This is a genomic window from Streptomyces longisporus (genome assembly GCF_039532765.1).
GTDB classification, from domain to species: domain Bacteria; phylum Actinomycetota; class Actinomycetes; order Streptomycetales; family Streptomycetaceae; genus Streptomyces; species Streptomyces longisporus.
In genome coordinates this window covers 961893-976304 of sequence record NZ_BAAASG010000002.1, presented here as the reverse complement: position 1 = coordinate 976304, position 14412 = coordinate 961893, and the positions used below count along the sequence as shown (strand labels likewise).

Annotated in this window: 13 protein-coding genes; 6 read left to right on the top strand and 7 right to left on the bottom strand. The window is 71.4% G+C overall.

Translation table 11 applies throughout. From position 1 onward, the window contains the following. The first annotated feature begins 43 nt into the window (after positions 1 to 43). The gene (locus ABD355_RS05905; RefSeq protein WP_344398979.1) at positions 44 to 613 is read left to right on the top strand and encodes a PadR family transcriptional regulator; all 570 of its coding nucleotides are present in this window, start codon (positions 44 to 46) and stop codon (positions 611 to 613) included. A 124-nt stretch (positions 614 to 737) separates the two neighbouring features. Continuing rightward, complete coding sequence (locus tag ABD355_RS05900) at positions 738 to 2462, top strand: acyl-CoA dehydrogenase family protein (protein ID WP_344398978.1); 1725 nt, start codon at positions 738 to 740, stop codon at positions 2460 to 2462. Positions 2463 to 2554: 92 nt separating this feature from the next. On the opposite strand, the gene ABD355_RS05895 is transcribed toward ABD355_RS05900, so the two are convergent. Next, a complete protein-coding gene (locus ABD355_RS05895; RefSeq protein ID WP_344398977.1) occupies positions 2555 to 3823 on the bottom strand; it encodes an SWIM zinc finger family protein in 1269 nt (422 codons plus the stop codon). After that, positions 3820 to 6684, bottom strand: a complete 2865-nt coding sequence (locus tag ABD355_RS05890) for a DEAD/DEAH box helicase (RefSeq protein WP_344398976.1) — start codon at positions 6682 to 6684, stop codon at positions 3820 to 3822. Before ABD355_RS05890 ends, ABD355_RS05895 begins: the two co-directional genes overlap by 4 nt. Before the next feature lie 247 nt (positions 6685 to 6931). On the opposite strand from ABD355_RS05890, the gene ABD355_RS05885 reads away from it, so the two are divergent. Continuing rightward, a complete protein-coding gene (locus ABD355_RS05885) occupies positions 6932 to 7987 on the top strand; it encodes a fatty acid desaturase family protein (protein WP_344398975.1) in 1056 nt (351 codons plus the stop codon). Between the two features lie 131 nt (positions 7988 to 8118). Next, the gene (locus ABD355_RS05880; RefSeq protein ID WP_030931554.1) at positions 8119 to 8301 is read left to right on the top strand and encodes a hypothetical protein; all 183 of its coding nucleotides are present in this window, start codon (positions 8119 to 8121) and stop codon (positions 8299 to 8301) included. 4 nt (positions 8302 to 8305) lie between these two features. Here ABD355_RS05880 and ABD355_RS05875 read toward each other — a convergent pair whose 3' ends face one another. From ABD355_RS05875 to ABD355_RS05865, 3 genes are all read right to left on the bottom strand, one after another. Next, entirely contained in the window at positions 8306 to 9697 is a 1392-nt protein-coding gene (locus tag ABD355_RS05875) for a tannase/feruloyl esterase family alpha/beta hydrolase (protein WP_344398974.1), read from the bottom strand. Between the two features lie 404 nt (positions 9698 to 10101). Next, positions 10102 to 10956 (bottom strand): hypothetical protein, encoded by an 855-nt coding sequence (locus ABD355_RS05870; RefSeq protein WP_344398973.1) that lies wholly within the window; start codon positions 10954 to 10956, stop codon positions 10102 to 10104. Positions 10957 to 11092: 136 nt separating this feature from the next. Further along, positions 11093 to 11389 carry a hypothetical protein gene (locus ABD355_RS05865; RefSeq protein WP_266952036.1) on the bottom strand — a complete coding sequence of 99 codons (297 nt, stop codon included), beginning with the start codon at positions 11387 to 11389 and terminating at the stop codon, positions 11093 to 11095. A gap of 99 nt (positions 11390 to 11488) precedes the next feature. On the opposite strand from ABD355_RS05865, the gene ABD355_RS05860 reads away from it, so the two are divergent. Then, positions 11489 to 12385, top strand: a complete 897-nt coding sequence (locus tag ABD355_RS05860; protein WP_344399051.1) for an oxygenase MpaB family protein — start codon at positions 11489 to 11491, stop codon at positions 12383 to 12385. Here ABD355_RS05860 and ABD355_RS05855 read toward each other — a convergent pair. Next, positions 12371 to 12895, bottom strand: a complete 525-nt coding sequence (locus ABD355_RS05855; RefSeq protein ID WP_344399050.1) for a PadR family transcriptional regulator — start codon at positions 12893 to 12895, stop codon at positions 12371 to 12373. The genes ABD355_RS05860 and ABD355_RS05855 overlap by 15 nt on opposite strands. Before the next feature lie 123 nt (positions 12896 to 13018). On the opposite strand from ABD355_RS05855, the gene ABD355_RS05850 reads away from it, so the two are divergent. Then, complete coding sequence (locus ABD355_RS05850) at positions 13019 to 13771, top strand: alpha/beta fold hydrolase (RefSeq protein ID WP_344398972.1); 753 nt, start codon at positions 13019 to 13021, stop codon at positions 13769 to 13771. Positions 13772 to 13774: 3 nt separating this feature from the next. Here ABD355_RS05850 and ABD355_RS05845 read toward each other — a convergent pair whose 3' ends face one another. Further along, on the bottom strand, positions 13775 to 14374 hold the full coding sequence (locus ABD355_RS05845) for a class I SAM-dependent methyltransferase (RefSeq protein ID WP_344398971.1): 600 nt from the start codon (positions 14372 to 14374) through the stop codon (positions 13775 to 13777). Positions 14375 to 14412: the final 38 nt, after the last annotated feature.

Here is a 14412-nt window from a genome sequence, read left to right as displayed (position 1 = left end):
AGCGAGGTTGCTATGCAACGAGTTGCATAGCAGGATCGTTGGCATGGCGCTCGAACACGCGATCTTGGTGTCGCTTCTGGAGAAGCCAGGATCCGGCTACGAGCTGGCCCGGCGCTTCGAGCGGTCCATCGGCTACTTCTGGACCGCGACCCACCAACAGATCTATCGCGTGCTCAAGCGCATGGAGAACGACGGCTGGATCGACGTCCGGGACGTCCCGCAGCAGGGTCGGCCGGACAAGAAGGAGTACTCCGTCGCCGACCTCGGCCGGGCCGCGCTGTCCTCCTGGCTGCAGGATCCGATCGAACCGGAGAGTGTCCGTCACGACCTGGCCGTGAAGATCCGCGGTGCCGCCTTCGACGACCCGACATCCCTGATCCGCGAGGTGGAGCGACACCGTCAGGCGCACCGGGACCGGCTGGCGCACTATCTCGCAGGAGAGGCGCGCGACTTCACGCCCGAAGCAAGCACGGCCGGTCCTGATGGGCCGCTCGACGCGGAGCGGGAGCTCCAGCACGTGGTCCTGCGCGGTGGCATCGCGTACGAGCGGATGATGATCGGCTGGCTGGACGACGTGCTCGCCACGCTGGCACGGTTCGGTCCCGCCCGCTGACCGTCGCCGTTCCCCGGCCAATCCTCCCTGATCCCCCGCTCTTCGCGACCTTCCGATCCGATCCGGTCCGTCCCCGTCCGACCTACCGTTTCCCGCCCGTCCACCAGCCGAAAGGCGTCATCCCATGGCCGACCAGCTGCTGTTCAACCCGCGCACCTACGACCCCGCGCACTTCGACCCCGAGACACGGCGCTTGCTGCGTGCCACCGTCGACTGGTTCGAGGAGCGCGGGAAGAGGCGGCTGATCGAGGACTACCGGACCCGCGCCTGGCTCGGCGATTTCCTCGCCTTCGCAGCGAAGGAGAACCTGTTCGCCACCTTCCTGACGCCGTCGTCCGCCGCGGGGGAGGGGGAATCCGACAAGCGGTGGGACACCGGCCGGATCGCCGCGCTCAACGAGATCCTCGGCTTCTACGGCCTGGACTACTGGTACGCCTGGCAGGTCACGATCCTCGGCCTCGGCCCGGTCTGGCAGAGCGACAACGCCGCCGCCCGCGCCCGCGCCGCCGAACTCCTCGCCCAGGGAGAGGTGTTCGCCTTCGGCCTGTCCGAGAAGGCCCATGGCGCCGACATCTACTCCACCGACATGCTGCTCGAGCCCGACGGCAACGGCGGCTTCCGCGCCACCGGCTCCAAGTACTACATCGGAAACGGCAACGCCGCCGGACTCGTCTCGGTCTTCGGCCGCCGTACCGATGTCGAGGGCCCCGACGGCTATGTGTTCTTCGCCGCCGACAGCCGTCACCCGGCCTATCACCTGGTCAAGAACGTCGTCGACTCCTCGAAGTTCGTCAGCGAGTTCCGGCTGGAGGAATACCCCGTAGCGGCCGAGGACGTCCTGCACACCGGCCGCGCCGCCTTCGACGCCGCGCTCAACACCGTCAACGTCGGCAAGTTCAACCTGTGCACCGCCTCGATCGGCATCTGCGAGCACGCGATGTACGAGGCCGTCACCCACGCCCACAACCGCATCCTCTACGGCCGCCCCGTCACCGCCTTCCCGCATGTGCGGCGCGAGCTGACCGACGCGTACGTCAGGCTCGTCGGCATGAAGCTGTTCAGCGACCGCGCCGTCGACTACTTCCGCTCCGCCGGCCCTGACGACCGCCGCTACCTCCTCTTCAACCCGATGACGAAGATGAAGGTGACCATGGAGGGCGAGAAGGTCATCGACCTGATGTGGGACGTCATCGCGGCCAAGGGCTTCGAGAAGGACAACTACTTCGCCCAGGCGGCCGTGGAGATCCGCGGCCTTCCGAAGTTGGAGGGCACGGTCCATGTCAACCTGGCGCTGATCCTGAAGTTCCTGCGCAACCACCTCCTCGACCCGGTCGACCACCCCGCCGTGCCGACCCGCCTCGACGCGGCCGACGACGACTTCCTGTTCCGGCAGGGACCGGCCCGCGGCCTCGGCTCGGTGCGCTTCCACGACTGGCGGCCCGCCTTCGACACGTACGCACACCTGCCGAACGTGACCCGCTTCCGCGAACAGGCCGACGCACTGAGCGAGTTCGTCGCCACGGCCGCGCCGGACGCGGAGCAGAGCCGGGACCTCGACCTCCTCCTCGCGGTCGGTCAGCTCTTCGCCCTCGTCGTGCACGGACAGCTCGTCCTGGAGCAGGCCGCCCTGACCGGTCTCGACGAGGACGTGCTCGACGAACTCTTCGCGGTCCTCGTACGGGACTTCTCCGCGCACGCCGTCGAACTGCACGGCAAGGACTCGGCGACGGAACAGCAGCAGGAGTGGGCGCTCGGTTCGATCCGGCGGCCCGCCGTCGACGAGGCACGCACGGAGCGGGTCTGGCAGCGGGTCGAGGCGCTGTCCGGCGCATACGAGATGGCCCTGTAGGCGCGCGCATCACAGCCGGTGGCCGGGCGGCGTGGGCCCGGCCACCGGTCGGCAAGGGTTCGGCCCGGCCGCCCGGCCGACTGCGGGGCCCGTCAGGCGGGCTCCTCCCCGGGGTCCGGCTCTGCCGAGGCCAGAGCAGTCGCCGGATCCTGGCAGGCCGCTCCGGCGGGCACCCAGCGGCCCCGCTCCTTGCGATACGGCCACCAACGCCCGTCCCGCCCCAGGCGCAGTTGGGCCGGTGCGCCGACGACCGTCCACCGGTTGCCGCTCGCCCGCAGCGACGGTCGCTCGTCCTCGTCCCAGGCCGACTCCAGGGCGGCACGCGCGCGTGCGAGAGCATCGCCCGAGGCGGTCCACTCCTCCTCCAGCACGGACAGCGCGGCCGCCCCTCCGAGGCGCCACGCGCGCGTGGCGCGCGCCAGCCCCTGCCGGTCACGTCCAGACGCCTCGGCCAGCCGGTCCACCGCAACCGCCTCATCGGCTCCTGCGGCGAGACGGACCGCATCCTGCGCGAGCGTCAACTCCTCTTCCATGGTGTGCTGTTCGGTCCCGGGACGGAGCGCCTCGGTGAGCAGGCGGTGTGCCTCTGCGGCGGTTCGCGCGGCCAGATACTCCAGGGCGGCCGGGTCCACACCCGGGCCGGGCGGGGCCTCGGTGTCCAGGGACGGCGGTGTACCGGGTTCCGTGGGCAGCTCCGGCGGGGTGGGCAGGGGCGGCAGGATGCCGCCGGTCCTGTACGCCTCGGCCGCGTCCACCCCCTCCGGCTCGGCCGCCTCCTCCGTGGATGTGGTGCTGCGGATCTGGAGGTCGTCCAGCAGGGCCCGTTCGCCCCTGCCGCGGATCAGCAGCAGCACGAAGGGATCCTGGTCCAGCAGCCGTGCCACCTGGTAGCACAGGGCCGCCGTGTGCCCGCAGTGGTCCCAGGCGCCGCAGTCGCACTCCGGTTCCAGATCACCCATGCCCGGCAGCAGTTCGGCGCCCGCGGCCGCCGCGTCCTCGACCAGATGCGGTGGCATCTCGCGGTCCAGCAGCGCCGCGACATGTCCGGCCCGCTCGACCGTCATGTCCAGGAACCGGTCCCACTGTTCACCGTCCAGCTCCTCCAGCAGGACGTCGGCCCGGTGAGGGGTGCCACCGCGGCTCTGGACCACTGCCGTGATACGTCCCGGGCGTACGGACACCGCGCCCACACAGCCCGCGCGCGCCAGTCTGCGGCCCGCCTTGAGCTGTTGGGAGTCGAGCGCTGTGTCCTCCAGGGCTTTGAGCCAGGCCCGGCCCCACCAAGTGTCCGCAAACCCCCGCCCGTGCGCGGGCGGCAGCGCGGCGAACGTACGCTCCACGTCCTGGTCGTGCCGGTTCATCGGGCGCCCCCTCGCAGTTCCACCAGATCGGCCAGCTCCGCGTCCGTCAGCTCCGTGAGCGCTGTCTCGCCGGAACTCAGCACCGCGTCGGCCAGCTCCCGCTTGCGGCCGAGCATGTCGGCGATGCGGTCCTCGACGGTCCCCTCCGCGATCAGCTTGTGGACCTGCACGGGCCGGGTCTGGCCGATACGGTACGCACGGTCGGTGGCCTGCGCCTCGACGGCGGGGTTCCACCAGCGGTCGTAGTGCACGACGTGTTCGGCCCGCGTCAGGTTCAGTCCGGTGCCCGCGGCCTTCAACGACAGCAGGAAGACGGGGACTTCACCGTCCTGGAAGCGCCGCACCATCGTCTCGCGTTCGGCGACGGGCGTCCCGCCGTGCAGGAACTGCGAGGTGATGCCACGGGCCGTCAGGTGCCGTTCGATGAGGCGCGCCATGCGCACGTACTGCGTGAAGACCAGAACGCTTGCCCCCTCGGAGAGGATGGTGTCGAGCAGTTCGTCCAGCAGCTCCAGCTTCCCCGAACGACCGTCGATCCGCGGCCGTTCCTCCTTCAGGAACTGCGCCGGGTGGTTGCAGATCTGCTTCAGTCCCGTCAGCAGCTTCACGATCAATCCGCGCCGCTCCATGCTGCCGGCCGCGGAGATCTCCGCGAGTGTCTCGCGCACCAACGCCTCGTACAGACCCGCCTGTTCCATGGTCAGGGACACCGCACGATCGGTCTCGGTCTTCGGCGGCAGTTCCGGCGCGATCCCAGGATCCGACTTGCGGCGGCGCAGCAGGAACGGCCGTACGAGACGGGCGAGCCGCTCCGCGGCGGCCGGGTCCCGGCCGCTCTCGACGGCCTGTGCGTACCGCGTGCGGAAGGTGCCGAGCCGGCCCAGCAGCCCGGGGGTCGTCCAGTCGAGGATCGCCCACAGCTCGGAGAGGTTGTTCTCCACCGGGGTCCCGGTGAGCGCCACGCGTGCGCGTGCACCGATGGAACGCAGCTCCCGTGCGGTCGCCGAGTACGGGTTCTTCACATGCTGCGCCTCGTCCGCCACGACCATGCCCCATGGGATCCCGCCGAGCCGGCGCGCGTCCAGGCGCATCGTCCCGTACGTGGTGAGCACGAATTCCCCGTCCGCCACCGCGTCCAGGCTGCGCCGCGCCCCGTGGAAGCGGCGCACGGGCGTGCCGGGCGCGAACCTCTCGATCTCCCGCTGCCAGTTGCCCATCAGCGACGTCGGACACACCACGAGGGTGGGACCGGCCGTCGCCCCCTCGCTCTGCCGGTGCAGATGCAGCGCGATCAGCGTGATCGTCTTGCCGAGTCCCATGTCGTCGGCCAGACAGCAGCCCAGACCCAAGGACGTCATTCGGGCCAGCCAACTCAGGCCCCGGCGCTGATAGTCCCGCAGGGTGGCCGCGAGGGCGGCGGGCTGCGCGACCGGCTCCTGCGCCTCCGGGGCCGACAGCCGCTCCCTCAGGGCTGCCAGCCACCCCGTGGGCTGTACGTCGACCCGGTGGCCGTCGACCTCCGTCGAGCCCGTCAGCGCGGCTCCGAGCGCGTCGATGGGTGTGATCTTGCGGTCCTGCTGGGCGCGGGCGCGCCGCGCCTGTTGGGGGTCGATGAGGACCCATTGGCCGCGCAGACGCACGACGGGCCGGCCGGCCTCGGCGAGCCGGTCCAGCTCCGCGCGCGTGAGCTGCTCGTCGCCCAGGGCGAACCGCCAGTTGAAGGCGAGCAGCGCGTCGGCGGACAGGAACGACGGCGTGTCCGAGGCGGGCCGGCCGGCCACCGGCTCCTCGTCCGGCGGGCCGATGACCGCGCGCGCGGTCAGGGTCCGGGCCAGTTCCTTCGGCCAGTGCACGTCGACTCCGGCGGCGGCGAGGTCCCGGGCGCCGGGTCCGAGCAGTTCGGTGACCTCCTCGTCGGCGAGTTCGACGGCGTCCGGCACGCTCGCCGACAGCAGGGGCGTCAGCGGCGGCCAGGAGCGAGCCGCCCGGCGCAGTGCGAGCAGGGCGTCCATCCGCGCGCGCGGACCGAAACCCCGGCCCCCGTCTCCGGATGCGCCCCACACCTCGGAAGCGTCCGCCACCAGCGCCGGATCACTGACGCTGTGCACCTGCAGTACGGCCCGCAACGGCCCCGCGGCATCCTCCTGCGTCAGCTCGGCAAGGCCGGGCACCTCGATCCGCAGCGAGAGCCGTACGCCCGCGTCGTGGCCCGCGGCGACATCGGCGGCCCACGCCCGCTGCCCGGGCAGGTGCTGCGGTGCCTGCGCCGCGTAGGCGGGCCCGCCCGTCACCAGGAAGGCCGCCGGGGAGCGCGGGAGCGTGTCGGCCACCGCGTCCAGGAAGGCGCGTAGCAGCCCCTCCGGGGCGGGCAGCCGCAGCGGCCCGGTGCCGTCCACCGGGATGGCGTGTGCCTCGGGCGGCATCGCGGCGGCCAGCCCGCGGATGCGGTCGACGTCGTCCAGGGGCAGGGGGCCGACGCGCCAGGCATCATGATCGCCGGGGGACAGACCGGGCAACAGCAGCCCCCGGGCGAGGAGTTGGAGGGCCAGCACGGCTGCCGAGCCCCAGAAGACGGCCCCGGGGTGTGCGTGCGCATCGGTACGCGCGCGCGTGAGGACCGCAAGCGCCGCACGCACCGGCAGCAGGACGGCGGGAACCTGGACCAGCTCGACGCCGTCGCCGCCCGGCAGGACGACACCCAGATCCTGCAGGGACCCGGCCGCGTGAGGCGGAGGGGCGCTGCCGTCGGGCCGCCAGAAGGCGACCCGGCCGGTGCGGGCCGGGTCACCGGGCATGAAAACGGCGCAGCAGCGGGCCAGTTCGGAGATCTCGGACGGTGGTGCCGCGGGGATCCTCTGCACAGCGAAGCCGCATTCCTCAAATTTGACTACTGGGGTCGGAGTCGCCGAGGGTACAGCATTCGGCGGGCCGGCGGGACACGGCCGGACCGCCGCCCGGCCGTCCGGCTTCCGGGGTGTCGTCAGCCCCCTGGTGCACCACCGGCTGACCCCCGCCCGTACACGGGTGGTGGCGTCATGGTCGCAACAGGTTCTCGCTCCGTACGTTTCCTCAGGTCAGCCCGTTGCCCGAGAGAGCCGGAGACCGGACATGCCCGAGCCCACCACAGCCGTCGCCGAACCACTTCGGGGAACGCGCGACGCACCGCCCGCGGGAAGCGAGTTCGCGCCCCTTCTGCGCACGGTCCGGGGCCAGGGACTTCTGCAACGGCGTCGCACCTGGTACACGGTCACCATCGCCACCAACGCACTCGCGCTCGCCGGCATCGTCACGGGCATCGTCCTGACCGGCGATTCCTGGTGGTCGCTGCTCCTGGCACCGCTGCTCGCCGTCTTCGGCGCCCGCACGGCCTTCATCGGCCACGACGCGGGCCACTCCCAGATAACCGGCGACAAGTCGGCGGCCCGGGTCATCGGCCTGATCCACGGCAACCTGCTCCTGGGCATGAGCTATGCCTGGTGGAACGACAAGCACAACCGCCACCACGCCAACCCCAACCACATCGACAAGGACCCGGACGTCGTCGCCGACGTCCTCGTCTTCACCGGCGCACAGGCCAAGGAGCGCTCGGGCTTCCGCCGCTGGCTGACCCGCCACCAGGCCTGGCTCTTCTTCCCGCTCACCCTCCTGGAAGGCGTCGCCCTGAAGATCCACGGCTTCCAGGACCTGCGTCGGCAGACGCCCCGGGAGCGCACCGTGGAGGGCCTGCTGCTGGTGACCCACCTCGCGGCCTACGCGACCCTGCTGCTCAGCTCGCTCTCCCCGGGCAGGGCCCTCGCGTTCGCCGCCCTGCACCAGGCGCTGTTCGGCCTGCACCTGGGGCTGGCCTTCGCCCCCAACCACAAGGGCATGGAGATGCCCGACCCGAACGGCGAGCGCTGGGGACATCTGCACCGGCAGGTGCTCACCTCGCGCAACATCCGCGGCGGCATCCTGACCGACTGGTTCCTCGGCGGCCTCAACTACCAGATCGAGCACCATCTCTTCCCCAGCATGCCCCGCCCTCATCTCCGGCTCACCCAGCCCCTGGTGCGCGCCCACTGCCGGGAGTTGGGTGTTCCCTATGCGGAGACCGGACTCGTCGACTCCTACCGGCAGGCCCTGAGTCACCTCCATGCAGTGGGGGAGCCTCTCAGGACGGAATGACGGACAGTGTTCTCAGGGACGAGTCGGGGTCGCCCTCGGGGACGTCTCAGGGTCGTGGTCCGGAACCGCGGGAGGCACGGGCCCGTTTTCAGGACAGAGAGCGGCATCAGGCCGCGAAGGAGGCGACGTACATGTCGAACAACGCGAAGATCGCCATAGGAGGTGTGGCGCTCGGGCTCTTCCTGTGGATCTGGCTGCCCTTCTGGGCGGTGGTCCTGATCGTCCTCGGAATCCCGACCGCCGCATACCTCACGCTGGACCCCTCGCAGCGGCGCCGGCTGCGCCGCATCACCCGCAAGGAGCTCGGCCGCTGAAGCATTACCGCACGGGATCGGCCCGGTCGGCCAGCGCGCAGGAGTCGACCACATCGCCGCCCGCGGGCCGTGCGACGGTGTGGTCCGCGGGCGGCTGTGCGCCCGTCTCCACCCAGGAGACCAGCGCGTCGAACGCCGAGCGGTAGCAGGGCAGGATCGGCCGCAGCCGGTCCGGATAGGTGTCGTACAACCCGTCGACGTGCGTGCCGCCCTGGATCGTGTAGTAGCGGTGCAGCGCGCCCCGTCCGCGTGCGGCCACCATGCGCGCGTACACGTCCGAGTCGGCGGCCTTGGGCAGCAGGGCGTCCAGGTCGCCGTGCAGCGTGATCAGAGGCCGGCCGATGCGCCCCGTGAGCGCCACGCGGGCCACGGCTCGATGGACGGACGCGGGCCGCGACGCATAGTCGTACACCGCGTCGGCGGGGCAGGGCGAAAGGATCTGCTCAGCGGTGCTGCCGGCGGACGGGCCGGGGCAGCCGGGGTCGTACGCCGGGTCGAACTCGGCGCGGTAGATCTTCTGCGTGACGCCCCAGTACGCCTTCTCGTGATACGGCCACAGAAACTCCGAGCCACGCGCGAAGCCCACCGCGTACAGGTCCTCGTCCCGCGCCGAGCCCAGCATCCGTGCCACCGCCGTCGGCAGCGAGGTGAGCAGGCTGGGGCCGTCCGCGGTCCACAGCGCGCCCTCCCAGTCCACGCCGCCGTCGTACAGCTCCGGGTGGTTCTCCAACTGCCAGCGGGTGAGATAGCCGCCGTTGGAGATGCCGGTCATGTACGTGCGGCGCGGTGCTTGCCCGTATCGCTGGGCCACCGCCCGCTTGGCGGCCCGGGTGAGCTGAGTGGTCCGTGCATTCCACTCGGCGACCGCGTCACCGGGCCGGGACCCGTCGCGGTAGAAGTCGGCACCGCTGTTGCCCTTGTCGGTCGCCGCGTACGCGTACCCCTGGGCGATCACCTGGTCCGAGATCGCCTTGTCCGTCGCGTACTGCCTGCGTGTACCGGGAGCGCCGGTGACCACCAGGCCGCCGTTCCAGCGGTCGGGCAAGCGGATCACGAACTGCGCGTCGTGCCGTCGGCCGTGGGTGGTGTTGAAGTGCGAGGAGTCCGGGAAATAGCCGTCGATCTGCACCCCGGGAACCCCGGACGGGGTACGAGTCGCCCTCGCCGTCAGCCCCGCCTGGTCAGCCATGTCGGTGTACGGCGTACCGGCGAGCCCGGTCGTGGTCAGGTCGGGCAGACAGGTGCTCTGCTGGAAGGCGGCGCCCGGCACATGCACCCGCTCCTGGTGGGCACAGTGATCCCCGCGCACGGCCGTGGCATGGGCGTGAGCCGGCCAGGTGAGGGCGGCTGCCGCCAGGGCGGCAGCCGCGAGCGGAACACCGCGGGACGGACGCATGACAGACCTCCGGGGCAGGACGGCAGGGAACGACGCCCGCAGGAGGCGGGCGCCGACGGCTGCCATCGTGCGGTCCGGCCTCCGCCGCATCCATGGGCTGGGACCACATGGAACCCGCCCGACACATGGCGGCTCAGAACAGGGGACGTGGGTGAAGTGCCGTGCGAGGGAAGGAGATCGATGCAATGCGGCCCGGCGCCCGCTTCACCGCGCGCGCCGACGATCGCGCCCGTGCCGTCGCGGAGTCTGCCCCGACTGCGTCTCGTCCGGCCGACGCTGCGGAACTCGTCCGCACGCCCCAAGGCCTTGGTTGCCCTGCCGTACGAGGCACACACGCCAACGCGCCCGGCAGGACCCGCGCGGCCCCAACTGGAACAGCGTGCGGGACGCCGGTCCGCGCTGACTCAGATGGGCCGCACGGCCATCTTGTCGAGCGCCTCCAGCAGGCCCGGCAGCTCCGGTCCGCGGCCGACCGGCAGCACCTCGCCGGGCTCCGCGTCGAGCAGCACGAACGCGATGTCGTCGGTTCGGGCGACGAGCGACCAGCCCGGACCGTCGGCACGCAGGGTCCGCGCGTCACCCGGGGCGAAGGAGGACCGGACGCGGCCGAGGGGCGGCGGAGTGTCCACGTAGGCGCGCGCCTCGGCGAGCACCCGCCGGACCCCGGTGTGCCCCGGCTGACCGTCCGCCTGCTCGCCCGCCGCGGCCGGAGCATCCTCCTTCTCCGCGTCCTCGGAGGCCCCGTCCGTAGTCGGGAAGGCGGAGTCGTCGATCTGCTCCCGCCACACCGCCCACTGCAGCGCGATCTCGTCGGCGCCCAGGCGCCGCTGAGCCGGCCCCCACCTGCTGGTGTCCGGCGGCGTCAACGGCGGGCCGTCCGCCACCTCGGGGTCGGGATCGTGCGGCTCGGGCACACCGGGAGCCGCCACCGCGACCGCCAGGGGCCAGCCCGGCAGCGCGGCGACGACCGAGCGCTCGTCCGGCGACAGGTCGTACTCCATCCCGCAGTCCCAGGACGCGATCGCGACGGCGACCAGCGACACGTCGTCGACCACGACCGTCCACCGGGCGCCGTCACCGTCCTGGCCGAGCACCAGGCCGTATCCGTCGGCGAGCGGCGCGAGGCCCAGCGCCGCGCAGGCTTCCGGATAGTCGTCGCCCAGCACGCTCGGGAACTTCGCCGGCGTCAGAAGTACCGCCGTGAGCACATAAAGCGCATCGTCCGCGGCGGCGACGGCGTCCTCGTCCGTCCCGGCCATCCCAGCCTCCCCATCGATTCATCCGATCGCGCGCACCCTAGTGCGAGCGGAAGCAGCTTGTCACGACTCACAAGCGCACCCGGAGCTGCAGTTTTCCGGCTGGACGGGGCGAATCGACCGCACCTGACCCGTTGCGTCAGGCCGCCGGGAGGCCCAGAAGCGCGCGGGCCACCGTCCCCGGCGACTCGTCGCGCTCCCGCGCGAGCGCAATGACGGCCCGGCACGCCAGCTCGTTGACCCCGAAGGACAGCGCCTCCGGGGACACCCAGCCCGCCGCCTCCTCGATCCGGTCCTGGTCGTCCTCCGCGCACGCCGAGACATAGGCGGCCGCGGCTTCGAAAAGATTGTGTGTACGTTTGTCCCGGCCGTTGTCGATGTCCGCGCGAACGGCGTTGAGGAATCTCGCACAGGACTTGCGCACCCTGCCCAACATGCTGACCACCTTCCCCCTGCGTGGTTGCCCTGGCCGATCGTTCGTCTCCTGTTGTTCAACGTAGAGTTGGACTTCCTGCGGCAGAAGGGGGACGCGACGGTGAAGCGCTTCCAGCGGCTCGAACAGATCCGGCGGATGGACCCCCACAAGGACGCCTCCGAGATCTACCGGCTCAGCGCGGCCTACGAGTTCCCCTGGGACTTCACCCGTTCCCTCGAACTGGCCCTGTACCGCACCTACGCCGTACCCAGCATCGGGCGGCTGCTCGCCGAGACGTCGGAACTCACCCGGCGGACCCAGAAGCGCTACGACGACACCACCCTCCTCCTCGACGCCGTCGTGGAGCACGGCTTCGGCAGCCCCCAGGCCGACACCGCGATCCGCCGGATCAACCAGATGCACCGCAGCTACGACATCGCCAACGACGACATGCGCTACGTACTGTGCACCTTCGTCGTGATGCCCAAGCGCTGGATCGACGCGTACGGATGGCGCCGGCTGTCGCGCCATGAGACCGTCGCCTCCGCTGTCCACTACCGCACCCTGGGCCGGTACATGGGCATCAGGGACATTCCCGAGTCCTACGAGGAGTTCGAGGCCTGCCTCGACGCCTACGAAGAGGCCCACTTCGACTGGAACGAGGACGCGCGCCGCGTCTCCGACGCCACCCTCGCGCTGATGGCCTCCTGGTACCCGCGCCCGCTCGCCCCCCTTCTGCGCACTTCGACCCTCGCCCTGCTCGACGACCACCTCCTGAGCGCCTTCCGCTACCCGCCCCCGAGCGCTGCCGCCCGCGCACTGGTGCGCCGCGCGGTACGGGCGCGCGGACGCGTCGTGCGTCTCCTTCCGCCCCGGCGCGCGCCGCACTACGCGCGGCAGAACTGGGAGGTCAAGAGCTATCCGGACGGCTACGAGCTGAACGAACTGGGCACCCGTCCGGTTCCCGGTCTACGAGGATGTCCCGTGCGGCGTGCGAACGGATCAGCCGTCGAGTGACCCGATCGTCTCGCGCAGCCAGGTGAGTTCGGCCCGGGACGTGGCCCGCGCGATGGTCAGCAGCCCGCGGCGGAAGGGATCGTCCAGTTCCTCCGCGCGCAGCGGCCGGTCACCCTCGTAGAAGAAGCTCGCCGGTTCCTCCAGGAAGGCGAGCCTGCGCCGGAGCACGGCCGCCTGCGCCACCGGGTCGTCGAGGTGGCGCAGGAAGGCGAGCACGGTGAACCACCGGTTCTCGTCGGTGATGTCGCGCCGGTCGGGTTCGGCGAGCCGCCGGCGCAACTCTCCTCTGCCGTCCTCGGTGAGGGTCAGGACGTGACGCGGGGCGGCCACGGCGCCGGGTTGCGTGGCGCGCGCCAGCAGACCCGCCTTCTCCATGCGCTTGATCGCCGGGTACAGCGTGCTCTCGGCGACGGGTTTCACATGGCCCGTCAGCGCGGCGATGCGTTTGCGCAGCTCGTAGCCGTGCAGCGGGGCGTCGTAGAGGAATCCCAGGATGGCCAGCTCCAGCATTCCCGCATTCTCGCCCATGCGCGCTGTACATCGCCAGTTTCATATATCGACTTCGCTATACCTCGGTAACGAGGTATCTTCCTGGCGAGTCGAGAGTGACCGTGGCGCATGAGGGAGGACGCGATGAAGCAGGCCGAGTTCGACGGCAAGGGAAGCTGCATCCGCTGGACGGAGACGCCCGGCGAGGAACCCGCGCGCGTGTATGTGCACGGACTGGGTTCGATGTCAGCCGTCTACCACGCGCACATCGCGGCCCGCCCCGAGCTCGCCGGCCGGCGCAGCCTGTTCGTCGATCTGCCCGGGCACGGCATCAGCGACCGCCCGGAACACTTCGGCTACACCCTCCAGGAGCACGCCGACGCCCTGGCGGCCGTCCTGGACGCGAGCGGCCTCACCGAAGCCGAACTGGTGGCGCACAGCATGGGCGGTGCCGTCGCCATCGTGCTCGCCCACCGGCGGCCCGACCTGGTCGCCCGGCTGGTCCTCACGGAGGCCAACCTCGACGCCTTTCCGCCACCCGCCGCGGCCAGCAGCGGCATCGCCGCCCACGAGGAGGACGCGTTCGTCTGCGGCGCCCACGCACGCGTGCTGGAAGAGGTCGGCCCCCTGTGGGCCGCGACCATGCGGCTGGCAGATCCGCGGGCCCTGCACCGCTCGGCCGTCGGCCTGCGGCGCGGCTCCGAACCCGTCATGCGCAGCATCCTCGAACAGCTGCCGATCGAGCGCGTCTATCTGCAGGGCGAGCTGAGCGGTGAACTCGCGGGCAGGCACTCCCTGGAGGCGGCGGGGGTGCGGGTGGTGACGGTGGCCGGTGCGGGCCACAACGTCATGTTCGACAACCCCGACGCCTTCGCAGCGGCCGTGGCGGGCCGCTGAGACTCAGTCTTCCCGCACGGACAGCGCCAGAAAGCGGGCGTCCTCGTCGACGTACGAGGTCATACGCCAGCCCGAACCGGCCAGCAGCGGACGGAGGTTCGGCTCCGCGCGCAGGTCGTCCGGAGTGATCCGGCGGCCTTGGCGTGCCGCCAGCGCCGCCCGGCCGATGGGGTGGAACAGCGCCAGAGTGCCGCCGGGGCGGACCACGCGGGCCAACTCCCGCAGATTCTCGGACGGTTGGGGCAGATGCGCGATCAGCCCGGCGGCGAACACGGCGTCCAGCGTCTCGGACCGCAGCGGCAGTGCGGCGACGTCGGCGAGCAGCAGCTGCCCGTCGTGGCCTCTTCCGGCCCGTACAGCGGCCTGGAGCATGGCGGGGGTCAGATCGGCCCCGACGACCACTCCGGAGGGCCCCACGGCGGCGCGCAGCGGCGTGAGGGCCCGCCCGGTGCCGCAGCCCGCGTCGAGCACCCGGTCACCCTCGCGCAGCCCCAGTTCGGCGACCGCGGCGGCGTAGGCGGGACCGTCGTCGGGGAACCGGCTGTCCCAGTCGGCGGCGCGGGCGCCGAAGAATTCCTGGACATGTGTGTGGTCGTCGCTCATGTTCCGCATGATTCCTCACCGAAACGGATGGGCGCTGC